This window comes from Maribacter sp. 4G9 (genome assembly GCF_002742265.1).
Taxonomy (GTDB): Bacteria; Bacteroidota; Bacteroidia; order Flavobacteriales; family Flavobacteriaceae; genus Maribacter.
On sequence record NZ_MDGL01000160.1, the window covers coordinates 49,009 to 66,587 of the forward strand.

Genomic DNA, 17,579 nt, shown 5'->3' on the forward strand with positions numbered 1-17,579 from the left:
TGGCTCATCCTTTGATCTGTTTCTTTTTTGACAAGTTATCCTTCCCAACGGATAGCATGTTTGAAAATAATTTATAGGCCCCGGGAACACCTGCCGGAAGTTCCCTAAAAAAGCTTAATCCAGTGTAAATATAGTGACCTTCTCCATAAGGAGCTATCAATAGGCTTCCTTTTGTGGCTTTCTCGCCTTCATCCTTCATTTCCAGGATGGGGGTAAATTCCTTGCTCCATTTATCGGGAAAGTATAGCCCACGTTCCTGAACCCAACCCTTGAAATCTTCTGTCGTGATTTTATTAGGGTAATTAACCAAATCATGGTCTTCCGCGATAATTTTTACCTCAGAATTTTCATTGGTAACACGATCCCTTGAAATTTGAAGTTCATAGGGCGCAATGTTTTCAAATTGGTCTGCCCATCTACCTGCGGTGTTATACTGAACGATTAAGGTACCACCGTTTTTTGCATAGTCAAGGATATGCCTTTGTTTGAAGCTCAGTTCATTGACTACGTTATAGGCGCGAATACCAAGAACCACGGCATCATATTTATCCAAAGAATTTTCCGTGATTTCTTCCGGATACACCGTATGGACTGCAAACCCAATTTGTTCCAAACTGGTGGGGACATCATCACCTGCCCCCATAATATATCCAATATTCTGTCCGGCGTTTTGGATATCCAACCGAACAACTTTGGCCTCAGATGGCATCAATACGGTCTGTGTTGGAATATGGTCATAGGCAATGGTTACCAATTCTTTTGGGATTTCCTCACCATCCACTTCCACTATAGAGGTCATGTAGGCTTCGTCTTCCGAAGCTGGAGGTGATAACGTAAAAAAGAGCGTCTGCTCGTCCCCCTTCTTTTCAATATTGAAAGCCTGTGCCGGGGTATCAAGAATCCATTCCTGGCCGATCCTTAGTCTTACCATTCCTTTTACATTGTCCTTATGCGCCTTTACGGTCACCGGTATTTGCTTGGCAGTACCATCAGAGAAAATAATGACCTTGTCCTTTAGCATGGAAGTGGCCTTGGGTACAATTTCAAATGGCTGATAGATTTCCCCTTTGTCAGGTCGTCCATATTTGTACAATACATCTTTTGTAATGGGGATCTTGACACCATCAAAGCTCAAATGAAAGGTTGCGGTAAATGCCCTTGGACTTTCAGGTTTACCGATTAATTCCATATCCGTTACTTTGTACGTACCCAAGGTTCCTTTTTCCATCAACCAATATGGACCGGTATAGTTGGTGGATTCTTGAATGTTGAACTTAAGCTCCTTTTGAAACAACTTGTTGTCCTTCAGGTTTATGGGTTCATTTAATAGAATAGCATCATTTATGAATACAGATTCCAGCATGATTTTTTTGTTGCTCCTATTTACCGCTTCCAAATTTAGGGAAATGGGTGCTCCTGGATTGGAATATCCCTGAGATGTAAAGGCTTCAAGATGCAATCCGCCAACCTCTTCGATAATGGCCCTAAGCTCTTTGGATTTAAGCTCCTTCCAGTGGTCGTCGGCAATTTTTTGCAGCAGTTGATAGGCTTCCACCAAATCGGACAAATGAACGGAAGGGTCCTTAAAATTAAATTCGGCTTCCACTTTGTCAAGGATAGTGCCTATTTCCTTTCCCCCCGCAACCCTTGTCCATGTTGTATTGATACCCTCGAACAAGTTGGAGTTGTTTTGTGGCATATCACCTTTCAAAAGCTCCAGATATTCCTCTTCTGAACCACGTGAACTTAATCTTCCAAAGCCTTGGCAAAGGTGCTGGCTACTGGCTAAAGCCGCAATTTCATTATTGGACAATCCCAACATGGGGTAGTAGGTACCAATGTCAACGTTTAATAATTTGGATTTGTCCGCTTGTTCAAATTTTTCCATACTTCCATAAAACCACCAAGAAGTATTGAAAAACAAACGTTTTGGTTGCCATGTATCGGTATTTTCTAGTCGGTTTGGAAATGCATTAGGGTCATTGGCCAAATCAAAGGCTTCCATACTTAGCATGGCTGAGGCAGTATGATGACCGTGGGTAGTACCCGGACTTCTATGGTCGAATCGATTGACAATTACATCGGGCTTAAATTTACGGATGGCAGTTACTACATCGCCCAATATCATCTCCTTGTCCCAAATCTCCAAAGTCTCTTTGGGATTTTTTGAATATCCAAAATCAACGGCCCTAGTGAACAGTTGCTCGCCACCGTCCACTCTTCTGGCGGCCAATAATTCCTGTGTTCGCAGTACGCCCAACAATTCCCTTAGTTCAGGTCCTATTAAATTCTGTCCGCCGTCACCCCTGGTCAAGGAAAGGTATCCTGTCCTTGCGTGAACATGGTTGGAGAGGTAGGAGATGAGCCTTGTATTTTCATCATCTGGGTGTGCCGCAATGTATAATGCCGTACCTAAAAAATTCAGTTTTTGAATCTCATGGAATATGTCGGACGGGGAATGATTTTTTGGTGTTTGTGCGAAGAATGGAGTTACTAGGAAAATGCACGTTATAAAAAATATGGAAATACGGCGCATGAAATTGGTTTTTGGTCTAATTTCAAAGATAAAAAGATTGCATCCCTAAGACTTGATTTTACGACTTCTTTAACAGACTGCCCCATCATTTATCCGTATCGACCTCCTCGCTTTTATAAGTCGATATCAATACCACACCTTTTTGTAGAATCAGGTTATTGGGATAGGTGATTATTTCACCATTGGCCCTTCTCAAGTGAAGATGGAAGGGTTTGATGTCCTCGATGACGAAAACCTCCCGCTCCGGGTTATCCGAATCCAGGATTTCCTTGTCCAAAATCCGTATGGTATTCCCTATTTTAAATGGAAAGGAAAAGAAGATGATGACCCCTGCAGTAATATTGCTCAAAATGGACCATTGGGCAAATAAGGCTACCCCAATTACGGCAAAAACCGAAGAAAGGAGAACGCCTAGATCCCTATAGTTTACGCCCCAAATAAAAGTAAAGGAAATAATGGCCATCATAATAAGAACAATATTGATGTATTTGATGATCAAATTGATTCGCACAGGGTTGAAATCACTCAGTTTGCCCACCTTTTTCACAATAGATGTGAATACGATTTTTAAAATGATGATTAAAACAAAAAGGATAACACTGAAAAAGAGACTGTTCTTATTATATGCAAGAAAACTTTCCATAAAATTAGAGACCTAAACTATCGCGCAAATATATATCCTTATTGGCATTCTGTTGCCAATAGGGGGTATTTATCGACTTGATTTTTCTTGCCGTTGACTTAAGGGCCTGGGCATCCGGGCCAAACCCACTTTTCATAGTTTCCGTCCATCCTTCTATACTATAAGGAAAGGAATTTTGAAAGGTAATGGAAAGGGTTCTTTCCAGTTCTGGATACTTGATTTCATAGGTGTAAAGGCCTTCAGAATTGGTCAGCGTTGCTTCCGCATCATACGCTTTAAGTTCCTTGTGGCGTAGCCTAATAAATTCCAAAGAAGGCACAATTTGGAGTTTCCCTTGGGGCAGATTTTCCGGACTGATTTTTAGCTTGTTCCAAAGTTCATTTTCCAAAATTGTTTTTTTAAGGTTGAATTCTTGGTCGCCCTCCGATTCAAAATACGAATGTGAGGTTACCTGAAACTCTTCCTTATTGTTAATTTGGGCATATACATGACCACACCATTCCTGGGCTGAAAAGGTAACCTTTAGCGCGTGCTGGTTGTCATAAACGGGATAGAAGCTACTGGTCATAATGGAGTAGGGGTAGATACCGGTAAGGTACTTCTTGCTGGCATTCAATTTTAAAACGGGGACATTGTTTGGCGAAGGATTGTCAGCTTTTATTTGCTTGTCTTTTTCAAAAGGTTCCGTAACATAGATCATGACCGCTTTTCCCGTACGTAATTCACCATAACGGGCCTGCTCCAATTCATAGGAAGTGATTTCGGCCGTTCCAGAATACCAATACTCCTTAAATTCTTGAGGTAGTTTTTTTCGAGGGGTTTCAGGCTCCTTTTGAATGGATGCGATTTCTTCTTTGTTCTTGGCGGATTCTTTGGAATTGCATGACTGAAATACCGTACATGCGGCAGCGAAAAGAATAACCGATACTTCTAGGGTCAACCATTTTTTAAACATAGCAAGTTCTTTTGACTAAAATTAATCAAAATCCACTAGCCAACCATGTCCAAAAGTGTTTCATAGACCAATTGGGTAGGTAAGCCCACTACATTGGTGTAGGATCCTTGGATTTCGACGATGCCAATAAGGCCGATCCATTCTTGGATGCCATAGGCACCGGCCTTATCATAGGGGGCAAAATGCGTGATGTAATAATCGATTTCAGCATCGGTCAAGTTCTTGAACTTTACCTTGGTAATGCTATTTTTAATTATTTGTCGGCCGATGGTGCTAAAACAAACCGATGTAATGACTTCATGCCAATCCCCCGATAGCTTCGATATCATTTCATGTGCTTCCCTTGCATTGGCCGCTTTGGCCAACGAGGTATCGTTATGCCATACTACGGTATCGGAAGTTATCAAAATTTCCTTTGGATTCAGTGTACCATGAAAGGGGGATGCCTTTAATTTTGAAAGATAGTCGGATATTTCGGCACCCCTAAGGTGCTTGGGGTAGACTTCCTCCACAGGTTTCAGTCGAATTTCAAAAGGCAGGCCCAGCTCCTCGAAGAATTGTTTTCTTCTGGGAGATCCTGAGGCCAATATCAATGTATGGTCTTTGAGTTTTTCAAGTAGCATTTTCAATCGTTGGCGGCGCTAAAATTTTCCATCCAGTCCCCACGGACCTTTAATACCTGTTCAATAACGTCCCTGGCACAACCGTGACCACCATTGATATGGGAAATATAATCACATATGGCCCTAACTTCGGGTACGGCATTTTGTGGGCACGAAGCGACACCTACCCTCTTCATTGGAGGAATGTCCGGAATGTCATCGCCCATGTAAAGTACATTTTTTGGGTCGATGCCATAGATGTCCAGATACTCTTCCAGCGCATCTATCTTATGATGGGAACCCATGTAAAAATCGGTAATCCCCAAACCCTGTAAGCGTTTTTTGACGCCCTCGTTGGTACCTCCCGTAATTATGCAAATAGTATAACCCTTGTCGATGGCAACTTTTAAGGCGTACCCATCCTTCACGCTCATTTTTCGCAGCATTTCCCCATCCGTAGTTACTAGAACGCTACCGTCAGTTAAAACTCCGTCAACATCAAAAATGAATGTGGTAATATCCTTTAAATATTCCTTATAGCTTTTCTTCATGTTCGTTTGCCGCTTTTATCGCATTGCTCAATAATGTATATATGGTCTTGTGTTTTTCATTCTGTAATAACCTGAGGTGTGCGTGTAAGGTCTTTAAATCGTTGCGTTTGGCCGGACCCGTTTGGGCCTCTTGGGGCGACATGCTCTCAATCTTGGCCGCGGTTTCTTCGATCAAGGGATACAACATTGAAAAATTCAATTGATGTTCCCCGCAAATTTCACTTCCGATCGTATACATATAATTTGTAAAGTTATTTACAAAAACAGCCGCCAAATGCAGGATTTTTCTTTTTTCGGAATCTATGAAATGAACGTTGGCACTTATTTTTTCCGCTAGGGTCCCTAAAAGTTGCTTGTTTTCATCATCATTTGCTTCCAGGCATAGGGGAATCGATTTAAAATCCAGGATTTTCCCTGCCGTAAACGTCTGTAGGGGATAGAATACGCCTCTTTTTGTATGATTGGACAGAACATCTAAAGCAACACTGCCCGAAGTATGTACCACCAATCCGTTTACATTCAATTTATTGGACACCTCGCCTATGGCATCATCCTTTACGGCTATTATGTATACGTCAGCTTGGGGCAAGTTTGTCCAATCCGTGGAAACTCTATGTTTATCCTCAAGAGTTTGCAAGGATGCATCCGTTCGTCCTATGATGCCAACAAGATCTATTTCGGGAATGCCATGAAAGGATTCGGCTAAATTTTGGGCCACATTGCCCGTACCTAAAATGACAATAGAAATCATTTGACGAAAATACGAAGAATTGCTTGGAGGATTCCTGGATAAAATTAACATTTCCCTTACACTATTATCGATTTGCATTCTTTAATTTAAGTGTAAAAGGACGTATTTTTGCAAGCTGATAACCATTTTCTTTCTACATGACAGATCTGTTAAGGAAAATTTTCTTTTCCACCCGTTTAATGTCCATATTGTTTATTGTATTTGCCGTAGCTATGGCGTTTGGTACGTTCATCGAAAGTTGGTATAGTACGGAAACTGCCCGAATCTGGATATACAACGCCACGTGGTTCGAGGTCATCATGGTCTTTTTTGTCATTAATTTCATCGGCAATATTTCAAGGTACCGACTATTAAGAAAGGAAAAGTGGCCCGTTTTGGTGCTGCATCTGTCCTGGATTCTCATCATCATAGGTGCTTTTGTGACCCGATATATAAGCTATGAGGGCATGATGCCTATTAGGGAAGGAGCCACTGAAAATGTATTTTTTTCCGATAAGACCTATTTAACGGCATTCGTGGAGGGGGACATAAATGGGGAACCACGCAGAAAAACCTTGGAGGACGATTTGATTGTAACCCCAGAAGCGATAAAATCCAACCTGCCTTGGACCGGGGATTTTAACGGTCAGGAATTTACCATTTCCTATGTGGATTTTATAGAAGGAGCCAAGGAAGGGTTGATACCAGGTACCTCCGGAAATACTTTCCTTAAAATTGTGGAAGCGGGCGATGGACAACGTCATGAACATTTTTTGGAGAACGGAAAGGTCATGAGCATCCACGGTGTTTTGTTTTCCTTGAACAATGAGACCGAAGGTGCTATCAATATTTTTACCGATGGCCCCGAATACCGCATATCCTCTCCGTTTCAAGGAAGTTTTATGCGTATGGCGGACCAGTTTCAAGGACAATTGGTCCAGGACAGTATACAAAAATTACAATTGCGTTCGCTCTACAATATGGCCAATATGCAATTTGTAATCCCTGATTCCTTGGTGCAGGGTACCTTTGGCATTGTTGAAATACCCGAAGCGGAAAAAATGGAATTTGACCAGGACGCCTTGGTGCTTTCGGTTTCCAGCAACGGAGAAAGTAAGGAAATAAAAGTCTTGGGCAGAAAAGGCAATACACAGTTTGGTGATAAATATTCCGTAGGAGGCTTGGACTTTGCCTTGCGATATGGTTCCAAAATCTATGAGCTGCCTTTTGCCATACAATTGAACGATTTCATTGCCGAAAAACATCCCGGCACTGAAAATGCCTATGCTTCGTTTATGAGTAAGGTGACCATTAAGGATGAGCGACCTTTTGATTATGACATATATATGAACCACGTTTTAGATCATCAGGGATACCGATTTTTTCAAGCCAGTTTTGATCCCGATGAGAAGGGGACGGGACTATCCGTTAACCATGACTTTTGGGGTACCTGGATTACCTATGTAGGTTATTTTTTATTGTACATTGGTTTAATGGGGATTATGTTTTTTGGCAAGACCCGCTTCAAGGACTTGGCCGAATCTTTGGAAAAATTAAAGAATAAAAAGAAAAAAATACTTACTTCCCTTGTGTTGATCATTGGACTTTCAACTACTTTGCGAGCCCAGGAACACACGGTAGATGATGGTCATGATCATACCCAGGCACCTACCCAGCAGCAAATAGATTCGCTCATTAATTCTTCCATCGTTGCAAAAGAGCATGCGGATAAATTCGGGAAATTGGTCATTCAGGATGAAGGCGGAAGGATGAAGCCGATCAATACCTTTTCCTCGGAACTTCTTAGGAAATTGAGCTTAAAGGATACGTATCTAGGGTTTAGTTCCGATCAGATTTTTCTTTCCATGATCATGAACCCGGCTGTTTGGTACAATGCGGAATTCATTGCTTTGGACAAAAAAGCCCAAAATGATAGTATACGGAACATTATTGGTGTGCCCTTGGGTCAGAAATATGTAAAGGCTACGGATTTTTTCAATAAAGAAGGTAATTATAAATTGGAGCCGTTCTTAAGGGAGGCAACGGCTACTAACAATCCCAACAAATTTCAACAGGATTTTAAGGATGCCAATATCCGGTTGAGCCTTTTGAATCAGGCCTTGGGCCAAGATATTGTGAAAATTTTTCCCTTGTTGAACGATGAAAACAACAAATGGATTTCCGCCGTGGAATATCGTGGGGGGCAGATTCAGATCCAGGATTCCCTTTATGCCAATTTTGTTAAGAATGCCATGCCTTATTACTTAATGACGTTAAGCAAGGCTCAACAAACTGGGGATTATTCCGAAGCAGACCGACTTTTGGCAGCATTTAAGCAAAATCAGGTTAATAATGGTAGCGAGGTCTTGCCTACCGAACGCAAAATCAATACCGAAGTTATATATAATAAGCTCAATATTTTCAATAGACTTTATCAGTACTATGCCCTGGTAGGGGTCCTGTTCTTTTTCATCCTCATATTTCAAATCTTTAAGGATCGCTCTATTTGGAGAATCGGGATTTACTTTTTCAAGGGGATCATTTATTTGTTTTTTTTATGGCATACGGCAGGTCTGATTTTGAGGTGGTATATCTCTGGACATGCCCCGTGGAGCGATGCCTATGAAAGTATTTTGTACGTCTCTTGGGCAACTATGGGCATGGGGTTGCTGTTTGGAAGAAAAAGTGACATGACCATTGCGGCTTCCGCATTTGTAACCTCCATGTTATTATGGATTGCCCACCAAAGTTGGGTCGATCCTTCCATTGCCAATTTGGTTCCTGTATTGGATAGCTATTGGTTAATGATACACGTGGCCGTAATTGTTGGCAGCTATGGGCCTTTAACAGTGGGAATGATCTTGGGTATGGTTTCCCTGATATTGATTTTATTGACAAACAAGAAGAATAAAGAACGCATGGAAATCAATCTGAAGGAACTTACCATTATCAATGAGATTTCATTAACGGTAGGTTTGATCATGCTGACCATTGGAAACTTTTTGGGGGGACAATGGGCGAATGAAAGTTGGGGCCGCTATTGGGGATGGGATCCCAAGGAAACGTGGGCCTTGATTTCCATCATGGTATACGCCTTTGTAATACATACTCGGTTGGTACCTGGCCTTCGAGGAAGATGGACCTTCAACTTTATGAGTGTAGTTGCCTTTGGAAGTATTATGATGACCTATTTTGGAGTGAACTTTTATTTGGTTGGACTCCACAGTTATGCAAGTGGGGCACAGGTAATTACGCCAACTTTTGTATGGTATACCGTGGCCGGGGTTCTTGCTTTGGGAGGATTAAGTTATTGGAGGTACAAGGTAAATTATTCAAAAAGTTAAAATCTTTTAAATGAACTTATTAGTACTCGGTGCTACTGGAAGAACAGGAAACTGGGTATTACAATTCGCCTTGGAGTGGGGTTTCAAAGTTCGAGCTAAAAATATTTACTAAAGGATAGAAGTAAAAATATAAGTTCCAAATATCAAATCCCAAATCCCAAAATACTGATATGTTTTTGAGCAAAAGTTAATATTTTTCACTAACTCCAAACTCCAAACTCCTAACTGCTAACAACCCCTGCCCTGAGCGTAGTCGAAGGGAACAACCAACAACTAATCCTGCTCCAACAACAGTCGCATAATTTCTTCCGCCGCTACTTTGCCTTTTTCCCTTAAAAAATTTCTTGGAGTGTTATCCCCCAATTCAAAAACAATGGCCGGCATGCCATGGTGTACGTAAAAATAGTTTCTGGAAACCATGGTGGGCCTAATTTTATCGGATGGAGCGATGTTCGTTCTTTTTTGTGGGAGTCGGCGTGAAATACTTTCGATCCAGTCGTACACGATTTTACCCTTTTGCCCTATGACCGTACTATCAATGGGATAATAGATATCGTCCCATGTGGAATGGAAATCGGCCCCAAAGACAAATTCATAACCTTCATCGCCTTTTTTGTTTAAAAAGTCACGAACACTTTTCGTTTCTGGCTGGTTGAAATTCTCCCAATCGCGATTCAAATCGATTCCGCCCATATTATGTCGCCAATGTCCATTGTCCACGCCATCCGGGTTCATTAGGGGTACGGCAAAGACATCATATTTTTTCCTGAAATTCTTGGCTTGTTCCGTATCACCTGAAATTGTTTCCATAAAGGATTTCATGACTAAGAATCCAGTAACTTCTGGAGGATGCTGTCTGGAAATAATCATTAAGGCCTTTTTTGTATTTGGGTATTCTTTTATTTCCATAAGTTGCATGGACCTATTTTCATGGGTTCTTCCAATCTCATAGTTTGAAACAAAAGATTTGACCGAAAGGGAATCTACCCATTCCCGTACCCTTTTGGACGTATATAATTCCTGGGCAGAAATCCAGACGGGTTCATTTCCTATATCGATGGTAATTTCGGCAAATTCGGGGGCCGCTTTGATGCCAAAAGCTCCTTCACCCGGATTTATAACCTTGAATTTAACACTGTCCAAGGCCTTAAAATGCTTTCCATCGTCACTAATTTTGGGATAGTACCTACTCCTGGAATCCTGATAGGATAATTTAATAGTAATCTGCCTAGGTTTATCGGTCCACACTTTAAAGGAATACCATGGGCTCACATTAATTGGGGTGTTTTCCGCCGTAATCCAAATGGTATAATGGTCATTGCCATCTTCGGCAACGCCGTTCAATCGGGCACCATCAAAATCGTTCGAAAAGTAGGTTTGGTCACCCATGGACCAAATGCCTTTCCATTGTTTTTGAACCGGTTTGTTTACGGTAGGTACAATTGGACTGGCACCTTGACCTTGATACCCTGTTGGTGATTTTTCCGGAACAGTGCTCAAGGTATTTTTACAGGCTGTTATAATGCATCCTAAAAGAATAAGATGAAGTATTTTATATTTCATAGTGGCTAGACGTTGAGAATAAATGTAAAAATAGATGATTTTATTCTTAGTTGAAAGGTATTTTAAAAAAACCGTACCAAGCTATGACAACCTATTTTAGCTTGAAGTGTTGCGGGGAGTAGTTTTGATCTTGAGCAGGAGAATAAACTGTAGCGATTTAGATTCAGGTTCATTTCGTAACTTTAGCATTTTATATAATTTATGGCAATGAACAAAAAGGGAAAAGGACTAAACACAATTTGTACCCATGTGGGCGAATTGGAGGATACTGTACATAAGGGTGCGGTTTCCCCATTGTATATGAGCACTTCATACGCTTTTGACGATGTGGACGTAAAACGATATCCCCGATATTTTAACACCCCCAACCAAGAAGGGCTCTGTAAGAAAATTGCCGCGTTGGAACATGCGGAATCAGCATTGATTTTTGGAAGTGGCATGGCAGCGGTGAGTACGGCCTTGTTGGCATTCCTTAGGGCAGGGGACCACGTGGTTTTACAACAAACACTTTACGGTGGAACCTACAACTTGGTAACCGAGGAGTTTGACAAATATGGTATAGCCTATTCCTTCACCCATGGCTGGGAACCGAAGGATTTTGAGGAAAAAATTCAGAAAAATACCAAGGTCATCTACATTGAAACGCCGTCAAACCCTTTATTGACTATAACCGATATCGAAGGAGTGGCATCGGTCGCTAAAAAGCATGGCATAGTTTCTATGATTGATAATACCTTTGCAAGTCCGGTAAACCAGAACCCTATCGACTTTGGTATCGATGTGGTCATCCATAGCGCCACCAAATACATGGGAGGACATTCAGATATTTGTGCCGGTGCCGTTGCTTCCACTCAGGAACACATTAACAGAATATTCCATTTGGCCAAAAACTTGGGCGGTAGCCTAAGTGTTTATACCGTTTGGTTATTGGAGCGAAGTATCAAGACCATGGCACTAAGAGTAAGGGCCCAAAACGAGAATGCCCTACAAATGGCCAAATATCTGGAAACCCATAAGGATATTGATGCCGTTTATTATCCAGGCTTGCCTTCCCATAAGGACCATGAACTTGCCAAGCGACAGATGAACGGTTTTGGGGGAATGCTCTCTTTTGAGTTGAAGCCCTATTTGGATGCTTCCCTATTTCAAAAATCCTTACAATTGATTAAATCCTCAATGAGTCTTGCAGGGGTAGAGAGCACGGTGTTGTCCCCTACGAAAACGAGTCATGCCTTAATGAGTCCAGAGGTTCGGGACGAACAAGGCATAAAGGACGGATTGATTCGTTTTTCAGTAGGTATCGAGGAAGTGGAAGATTTGATAACCGATATTGAAAGTGCCTTGAAAATAATAAAAAAAGGGATTAGCGCAAACGTATAATCTCTGAACAACTATAAAATCCTTTTAATGAAATTAGATATATTGGTATTTGGGGCACATCCAGACGATGCGGAATTGGGTGCTGGAGGAACCATGGCCAAAGAAATAGCCCTAGGAAAAAAAATAGGTATTATAGATTTGACTAGGGGAGAACTGGGTACAAGGGGTTCTGCGGAAATCAGGGACAAGGAGGCTGAGAATTCCAAAAATATTTTAGGGGTCGCTATACGGGAAAACTTGGGTTTTAGGGATGGTTTTTTTGTGAACGATGAAAAACATCAATTGGAAGTCATAAAAACGATACGGAAGTACCAACCCAATATTGTATTATGCAATGCCGTAAACGATCGTCATATTGACCATGCCAAAGGAAGTGAATTGGTCAGTCATGCATGTTTTTTGAGCGGACTTGTCAAGATAGCGACCAAATTGGATGGCAAACAACAAGAAAAATGGCGTCCAAAATTGGTTTATCACTACATTCAATGGAAAAACTTGACTCCTGATTTTGTTGTGGATATCAGTGAATTTATGGAAAAAAAAACAGATGCTATTTTGGCCTATTCCTCGCAATTTCATGATCCAAACAGCAAGGAACCAGAAACTCCCATAAGCAGCAAAACCTTTATTCAAAGCGTTCGATATAGGGCGCAAGACCTAGGTAGGTTGATAGGTGTTGATTATGCAGAAGGATTTACAGTTGAAAGAATGCTGGCCGTTGATTCTTTGGATTCCTTGATCTAGGCCGTTTTTTTGTATTCTTTTTGGGCTTTGGGAATGGTAAAATAAAAACTAGATCCTTTGTTGATTGCACTGTCCACCCAGATGATTCCGTGGTTTTTTTCAACCATTTCCTTGCAGAGCGAAAGACCTAGACCGGTTCCTTTTTCATCATTTGTACCATAGGTAGAATGGGTGCCGGATTGCTTAAAGATTTTGGACAGTGTCTCCTCGTTCATCCCTACACCGTTATCCCGAACATAAATCTCCCATTGTTTCGTTTTTTCTACCGCTCCAATGGTGACTATCCCATTATCAGGTGTGAATTTAATGGCATTGCTCATCAAATTCCTGATTACGATATCTATTTGGTCACTATCGCACCAGGTAAGTGTTTGAGATTCAATGCGATTAATTAGTTTAATGGATTTGTTATTTGCGACCTCCGATAGAAGCGCGATGTTCTCATTTACTATGCTTTCGATTGAAGTTACACCAGGTTTGGTCATGGCACCGTTCATTTGGGTCTGGCCCCAAGAAAGTAAATTGTTAAGGGTAAACGCTATATTGTCAATATCCGATTTCAATTTTGGAACAAAACCAATAAACTCTTCTTTGGACATCTCACCTTCCTTAAATAATTTGATGAGCCCTTGGAAGGCACCTATGGGCCCCCGAAGGTCGTGTCCAATAATGGAAAATAGTTTGTTTTTTGTCTGGTTGACATCATGCAAATATTTTTCCTTTCTTTCCAAATCTTCCTGCTTGCGAATAAGTGCCTTGTTCAACTTCTTTTGAATTTTCGCATTTCGTTTTACCAGTAGGGTTATAAAAAGAAAAATTACAAGGATAATCAAGGTAGTATATACATAGTTTTTCTGCTTGGCCAGGGCTTTCTCATTTTCCTCTATCAACTGTTCCTTCTGCCTTTCATAGTCTATTTTGGTTTTGAGCATGGTAAGTCCCTTCTGACTTTCTTTCCTTGAAATCTTACCGGAAACTTCTTTGAATATTTCGTGGAACTCAAGGGCTTTTTTATAGTCCCCATTGTTCTTGTTTATTTTATATAAGAGTTTGGCACCTTCCTCAATACCGGAAATAACGTCTATTTTTTTAGAGAAGTCATATGCCTGTTGGGCATATATTTTGGAAATGCTGTCGTTCCCGAGGTTTAGTTGGGCTTCCGCAATACCTGTTAAAAGTTGTATTTCTTCCCTTAGATCATCTAATTGCCCGTGCAGAAGTTCACTCTGTGCATACCAGTATAGAGCCCATTTATTTTTTTGTTGTTTTAAGTATACTTTTCCTTTCACTTGATAGGCATATGCCAACCAATCCGTAATCCTGTTTTCTTCAAAAGTCTTAATAGCACTATTTATAGTAAACATGGCCAGTTCCAATTTGCCCATATCGGCATAGGTAGAAGCCATATTGCTCATGGTTTCGGCAATGATTACCGGGTCTCCAATTTTTTCGTTGATTTTCTTGACTTTTTCATAATAGAACATGCCTTCGTCAAAATCCTTTTGGGTGACATATAGATTTGCAATATTCTCATTGATAACTGAAAGCATTTTTTGATCATCCAAATCTTCCGCTAACTCCATGCACTTTAAAAATTCCCTAAGGGCAAGATCATAATCGCCTTTGTAGTCATATTGTGTGCCTATGTTGCTAAGAATGGTTAATCTCAAGGTATCGTCCTGTTCCTTGATACTAATTTCCAAAGCTTTTTGAAGGTTGTTCAGGGATTCGTCATATTTTCCCTTATCCGAATAAAAGGTGCCCAAGCCTAAATAAGCATTTGCCATTCCGTTGGCATAGTTTATTTTCTCACTTAATTTTAGCCCTTCATCGGATAACAGTTTAAGACTATCCAGATTGAAATAGCGTTGCTCAAGCCCTAACTCAAGCATTAAATCTATGTATTCCGTATTCTCCTTGGTGGAGTGTTGAAATTTTGAAATCTCAATTTGTAGGGAATCTCTATAGGATAGTTGTGCTAACCCTACGTTTACCGATAAAAGGAATATTAAAAGAACTCCTATTCTATGGGAGGCTTTCGGAATTTGGTTTTTAAAGGCTTTTAATATATAAATCACCGGAATTTGCTCATACAAAGCGTGAATATACTACGCCTTCACGACATGGCTCAAAAATTGTTGTGAACTACCGATTTTTGTGTGTTTTGTCTATTATTTATGTAATACATCGATAAAATGAATTACTTAATCAAGGTAAATTAACTATATACGTAATATATTTGGTGTCGGAAGACATAAAAAAGAATGTCTCTGAAGATGTATTTATTTACAGCAAGGTAAAGTAATATGGAATGTGGTGCCTTCATCAATAACACTTTCTACCTTGATGGTCCCTTTATTTTTTTCGACCATTTCCTTGCAAAGCATTAAACCCAGTCCGGTTCCTTTTTCTGCATTAGTTCCAAAGGTCGATAAATGCTCTTTATAGTCCCAGATCTTTTTAATATCGCCAGGGCTAATGCCAACGCCGCTGTCCTTTACCTGGATGATTAAATGATCTTCAAAAATTTCACCTTCAATGGTTATTTTTCCACCTTCATGGGTAAATTTTATGGCATTGCTTATCAGGTTTCTAAATACGATTTTGAAATGGTTCAAATCCATTAGTACACAAAGATCTTTATTCAGTGAGTTGGATAGTGTGATATTTTTGCTTTTTAAATTATCATTAAAAAGTTGGGTGATTTGATCAATTTCCTTCTTTATAAAAACATTCATTGGTTCCATTCTTGAACCTTTCATTTGTGTTTGGCCCCAATTCAAAAGGTTGTCCAAAGTAAAATGAATATGTTCGAGATCCTTCTGTAATTTAGGTCCAAATTTTTTAAACTGACTTTCACCATTTTCTTCATTTAAGGAAATATCGAGTAGTCCCTTCAAAGAAATTATCGGGCCCCTTAGGTCATGTCCCACAATGGAAAATAATTTATCCTTGGTTCGATTGGTCTGATGTAATTGTTGCTGGTTTTCAGCAAGGATTGTATTGAGTTTTTTCCTTTTTTTACTCGACTTCTGAATTAGAAAAATAATGATGATGGCCAATACAAGTGAGGCCAAAGACCAACCTATATACTTTTTCTGCTTGTTTATAGTGGCCAGATTTTTTTCTTCAAGTTTGTTTCTTTCCTCTTCAAAGGTCAGTTTTGCCTTGAGCATGGCAATGTTGGTCTTATTTTGTTCCCTGGAAATGGAGTCCGAGTAAGCCTCCGCACTTTCCAAATATTTTAAGGAGCTATCAAAATCACCTTCATACTTTGCTATTTTATAAAGAAGGCGGGAACACTTTTCCAAACCTGTCCTTAATTTGAAGGACTTATAGAAATCCATACTTTTAAGTACAAATTCTTTTGAAACCTGGTAATTTCCAAGTGAAAAATGAACTGTAGCGAGTCCAAAATATAAATCAGATATCCCTTTTTTATCCCCGTTGGATTGATATTCCTTTTCAGCCTTTCCATAGAATTCGAGTGCTGTATGATACTCCTTACCTAGAACATATACTTCGCCCATGGTCAGATAATTAAAAGCAATGATTGTTGAAAAGTTAGTTTTTCTTGCAAGTTCAAGACCCTGGCGTAAATATTCTTTGGCCTTTTCCAAATCATTTTTTCTCATATTCAGATAACCAAGGTTGGAGAGGATGATACCATGGATATGGTTGGGTGTTTCTTGGTCAATAAATTGCCTAGCGGTATCATAATAAAACATTGATTCATCAAAATCCCCCAATAGGAGGAACATGGTTCCCAAGTTATTGTTTATACGGACCAACTCTGTATTATTTTGGGTTTTTTCCGCCAAATAATTCGCCATCAAAAAATTTTCAAAGGCCTTTGGATGTGCTGATTGTATGAAGTGGGCTTGGGCAATATCATTGTATATTTTAATGCCCAAATCCGGATACTTGGTCAGGTTGGGATGGTTCGTGATCGTTGCGTTTATTTCCAGGGATTTTATACTGTTTCCTTGATATAGTTCATGGCTCGCTAGATTGTATGTAGCATATAGAATGCCTCTTTCGTAATTGATTTCCTTGCTTAGCTCCAATGCCTGCGAGGCGATTATTTGGATTGAATCCGGTTTTCTGTAGCGCAGTTCTTCCGCTCGTTTGTTGAGCTCCAAAATATAAACAGTGTCCTTAAGTATGGAAGTTGATTGTTGTGCACAAATGCCTAAGGAAATCAAAACAAAAAGTAGGGTAATTAAAAATGTTTTCGAGTTACTCATTCCAAAATATTCAACCGATTCGGTTAAGTTAAAATATTTTTAATCGCTCAATCAATGTCAATATTTTTAGGACTATTGATAAAGGTTTCATGGTTGTGTGGACTTTCAACGGCCATAATTAACCCTTCCATTCTTGAAATCTTCTAGGCACGAATATTAGGCCATATAGGTTTTCCAATAGGATTTGGGCCTACGGAGCTTTTGTTTAAAAACATATAGCTCACTAAAATTCTAAATTAATTCTTTCTTTTGAATTTTACCATTTTTACCCATTCATTTATGGG

At 40.0% G+C, this 17,579-nt stretch carries 13 protein-coding genes; 4 read left to right on the plus strand and 9 right to left on the minus strand.

What is annotated here, in order from left to right; genetic code table 11:
• Nucleotides 1-4: 4 nt before the first annotated feature.
• From BFP75_RS16345 to BFP75_RS16370, 6 genes are all read right to left on the minus strand, one after another.
• A complete protein-coding gene (locus BFP75_RS16345) occupies nucleotides 5-2,536 on the minus strand; it encodes a PIG-L family deacetylase (protein WP_099546430.1) in 2,532 nt (843 codons plus the stop codon).
• 85 nt (nucleotides 2,537-2,621) lie between these two features.
• Nucleotides 2,622-3,179 carry a mechanosensitive ion channel domain-containing protein gene (locus BFP75_RS16350; protein WP_099546431.1) on the minus strand — a complete coding sequence of 186 codons (558 nt, stop codon included), beginning with the start codon at nucleotides 3,177-3,179 and terminating at the stop codon, nucleotides 2,622-2,624.
• A 4-nt stretch (nucleotides 3,180-3,183) separates the two neighbouring features.
• Nucleotides 3,184-4,134 (minus strand): septum formation inhibitor Maf, encoded by a 951-nt coding sequence (locus BFP75_RS16355; RefSeq protein ID WP_099546432.1) that lies wholly within the window; start codon nucleotides 4,132-4,134, stop codon nucleotides 3,184-3,186.
• Between the two features lie 35 nt (nucleotides 4,135-4,169).
• Nucleotides 4,170-4,757: a Maf family protein gene (locus tag BFP75_RS16360; protein WP_099546433.1), complete on the minus strand. Its 588-nt coding sequence runs from the start codon at nucleotides 4,755-4,757 to the stop codon at nucleotides 4,170-4,172.
• Between the two features lie 2 nt (nucleotides 4,758-4,759).
• The gene (locus BFP75_RS16365) at nucleotides 4,760-5,287 is read right to left on the minus strand and encodes a KdsC family phosphatase (RefSeq protein ID WP_099546434.1); all 528 of its coding nucleotides are present in this window, start codon (nucleotides 5,285-5,287) and stop codon (nucleotides 4,760-4,762) included.
• On the minus strand, nucleotides 5,271-6,038 hold the full coding sequence (locus BFP75_RS16370; RefSeq protein WP_099546449.1) for a Rossmann-like and DUF2520 domain-containing protein: 768 nt from the start codon (nucleotides 6,036-6,038) through the stop codon (nucleotides 5,271-5,273). The genes BFP75_RS16365 and BFP75_RS16370 overlap by 17 nt, the downstream gene beginning before the upstream one ends.
• Before the next feature lie 137 nt (nucleotides 6,039-6,175).
• Between BFP75_RS16370 and ccsA the strand changes: the two genes are divergently transcribed.
• Together ccsA and BFP75_RS22755 are read left to right on the plus strand one after the other, a co-directional pair.
• Complete coding sequence (gene ccsA / locus BFP75_RS16375; protein ID WP_099546435.1) at nucleotides 6,176-9,361, plus strand: cytochrome c biogenesis protein CcsA; 3,186 nt, start codon at nucleotides 6,176-6,178, stop codon at nucleotides 9,359-9,361.
• Nucleotides 9,362-9,371: 10 nt separating this feature from the next.
• Nucleotides 9,372-9,473: an NmrA family NAD(P)-binding protein gene (locus tag BFP75_RS22755; protein WP_123803497.1), complete on the plus strand. Its 102-nt coding sequence runs from the start codon at nucleotides 9,372-9,374 to the stop codon at nucleotides 9,471-9,473.
• 161 nt (nucleotides 9,474-9,634) lie between these two features.
• Here the strand turns inward: BFP75_RS22755 and BFP75_RS16380 are convergent, their stop codons facing one another.
• Nucleotides 9,635-10,924 (minus strand): M14 family metallopeptidase, encoded by a 1,290-nt coding sequence (locus BFP75_RS16380; RefSeq protein WP_099546436.1) that lies wholly within the window; start codon nucleotides 10,922-10,924, stop codon nucleotides 9,635-9,637.
• 207 nt (nucleotides 10,925-11,131) lie between these two features.
• Here BFP75_RS16380 and BFP75_RS16385 point away from each other — a divergent pair, with 207 nt between their 5' ends.
• Nucleotides 11,132-12,304, plus strand: coding sequence for a trans-sulfuration enzyme family protein (locus BFP75_RS16385; RefSeq protein WP_099546450.1), 1,173 nt, complete (start codon nucleotides 11,132-11,134; stop codon nucleotides 12,302-12,304).
• Nucleotides 12,305-12,331: 27 nt separating this feature from the next.
• Complete coding sequence (bshB1, locus tag BFP75_RS16390) at nucleotides 12,332-13,048, plus strand: bacillithiol biosynthesis deacetylase BshB1 (RefSeq protein ID WP_099546437.1); 717 nt, start codon at nucleotides 12,332-12,334, stop codon at nucleotides 13,046-13,048.
• On the opposite strand, the gene BFP75_RS16395 is transcribed toward bshB1, so the two are convergent.
• Nucleotides 13,045-15,126 carry an ATP-binding protein gene (locus tag BFP75_RS16395; RefSeq protein WP_240531815.1) on the minus strand — a complete coding sequence of 694 codons (2,082 nt, stop codon included), beginning with the start codon at nucleotides 15,124-15,126 and terminating at the stop codon, nucleotides 13,045-13,047. The two genes, bshB1 and BFP75_RS16395, sit on opposite strands and share 4 nt — an antisense overlap.
• Nucleotides 15,127-15,330: 204 nt before the next feature.
• On the minus strand, nucleotides 15,331-17,295 hold the full coding sequence (locus BFP75_RS16400; protein ID WP_099546438.1) for a tetratricopeptide repeat-containing sensor histidine kinase: 1,965 nt from the start codon (nucleotides 17,293-17,295) through the stop codon (nucleotides 15,331-15,333).
• Nucleotides 17,296-17,579 lie beyond the last annotated feature (284 nt).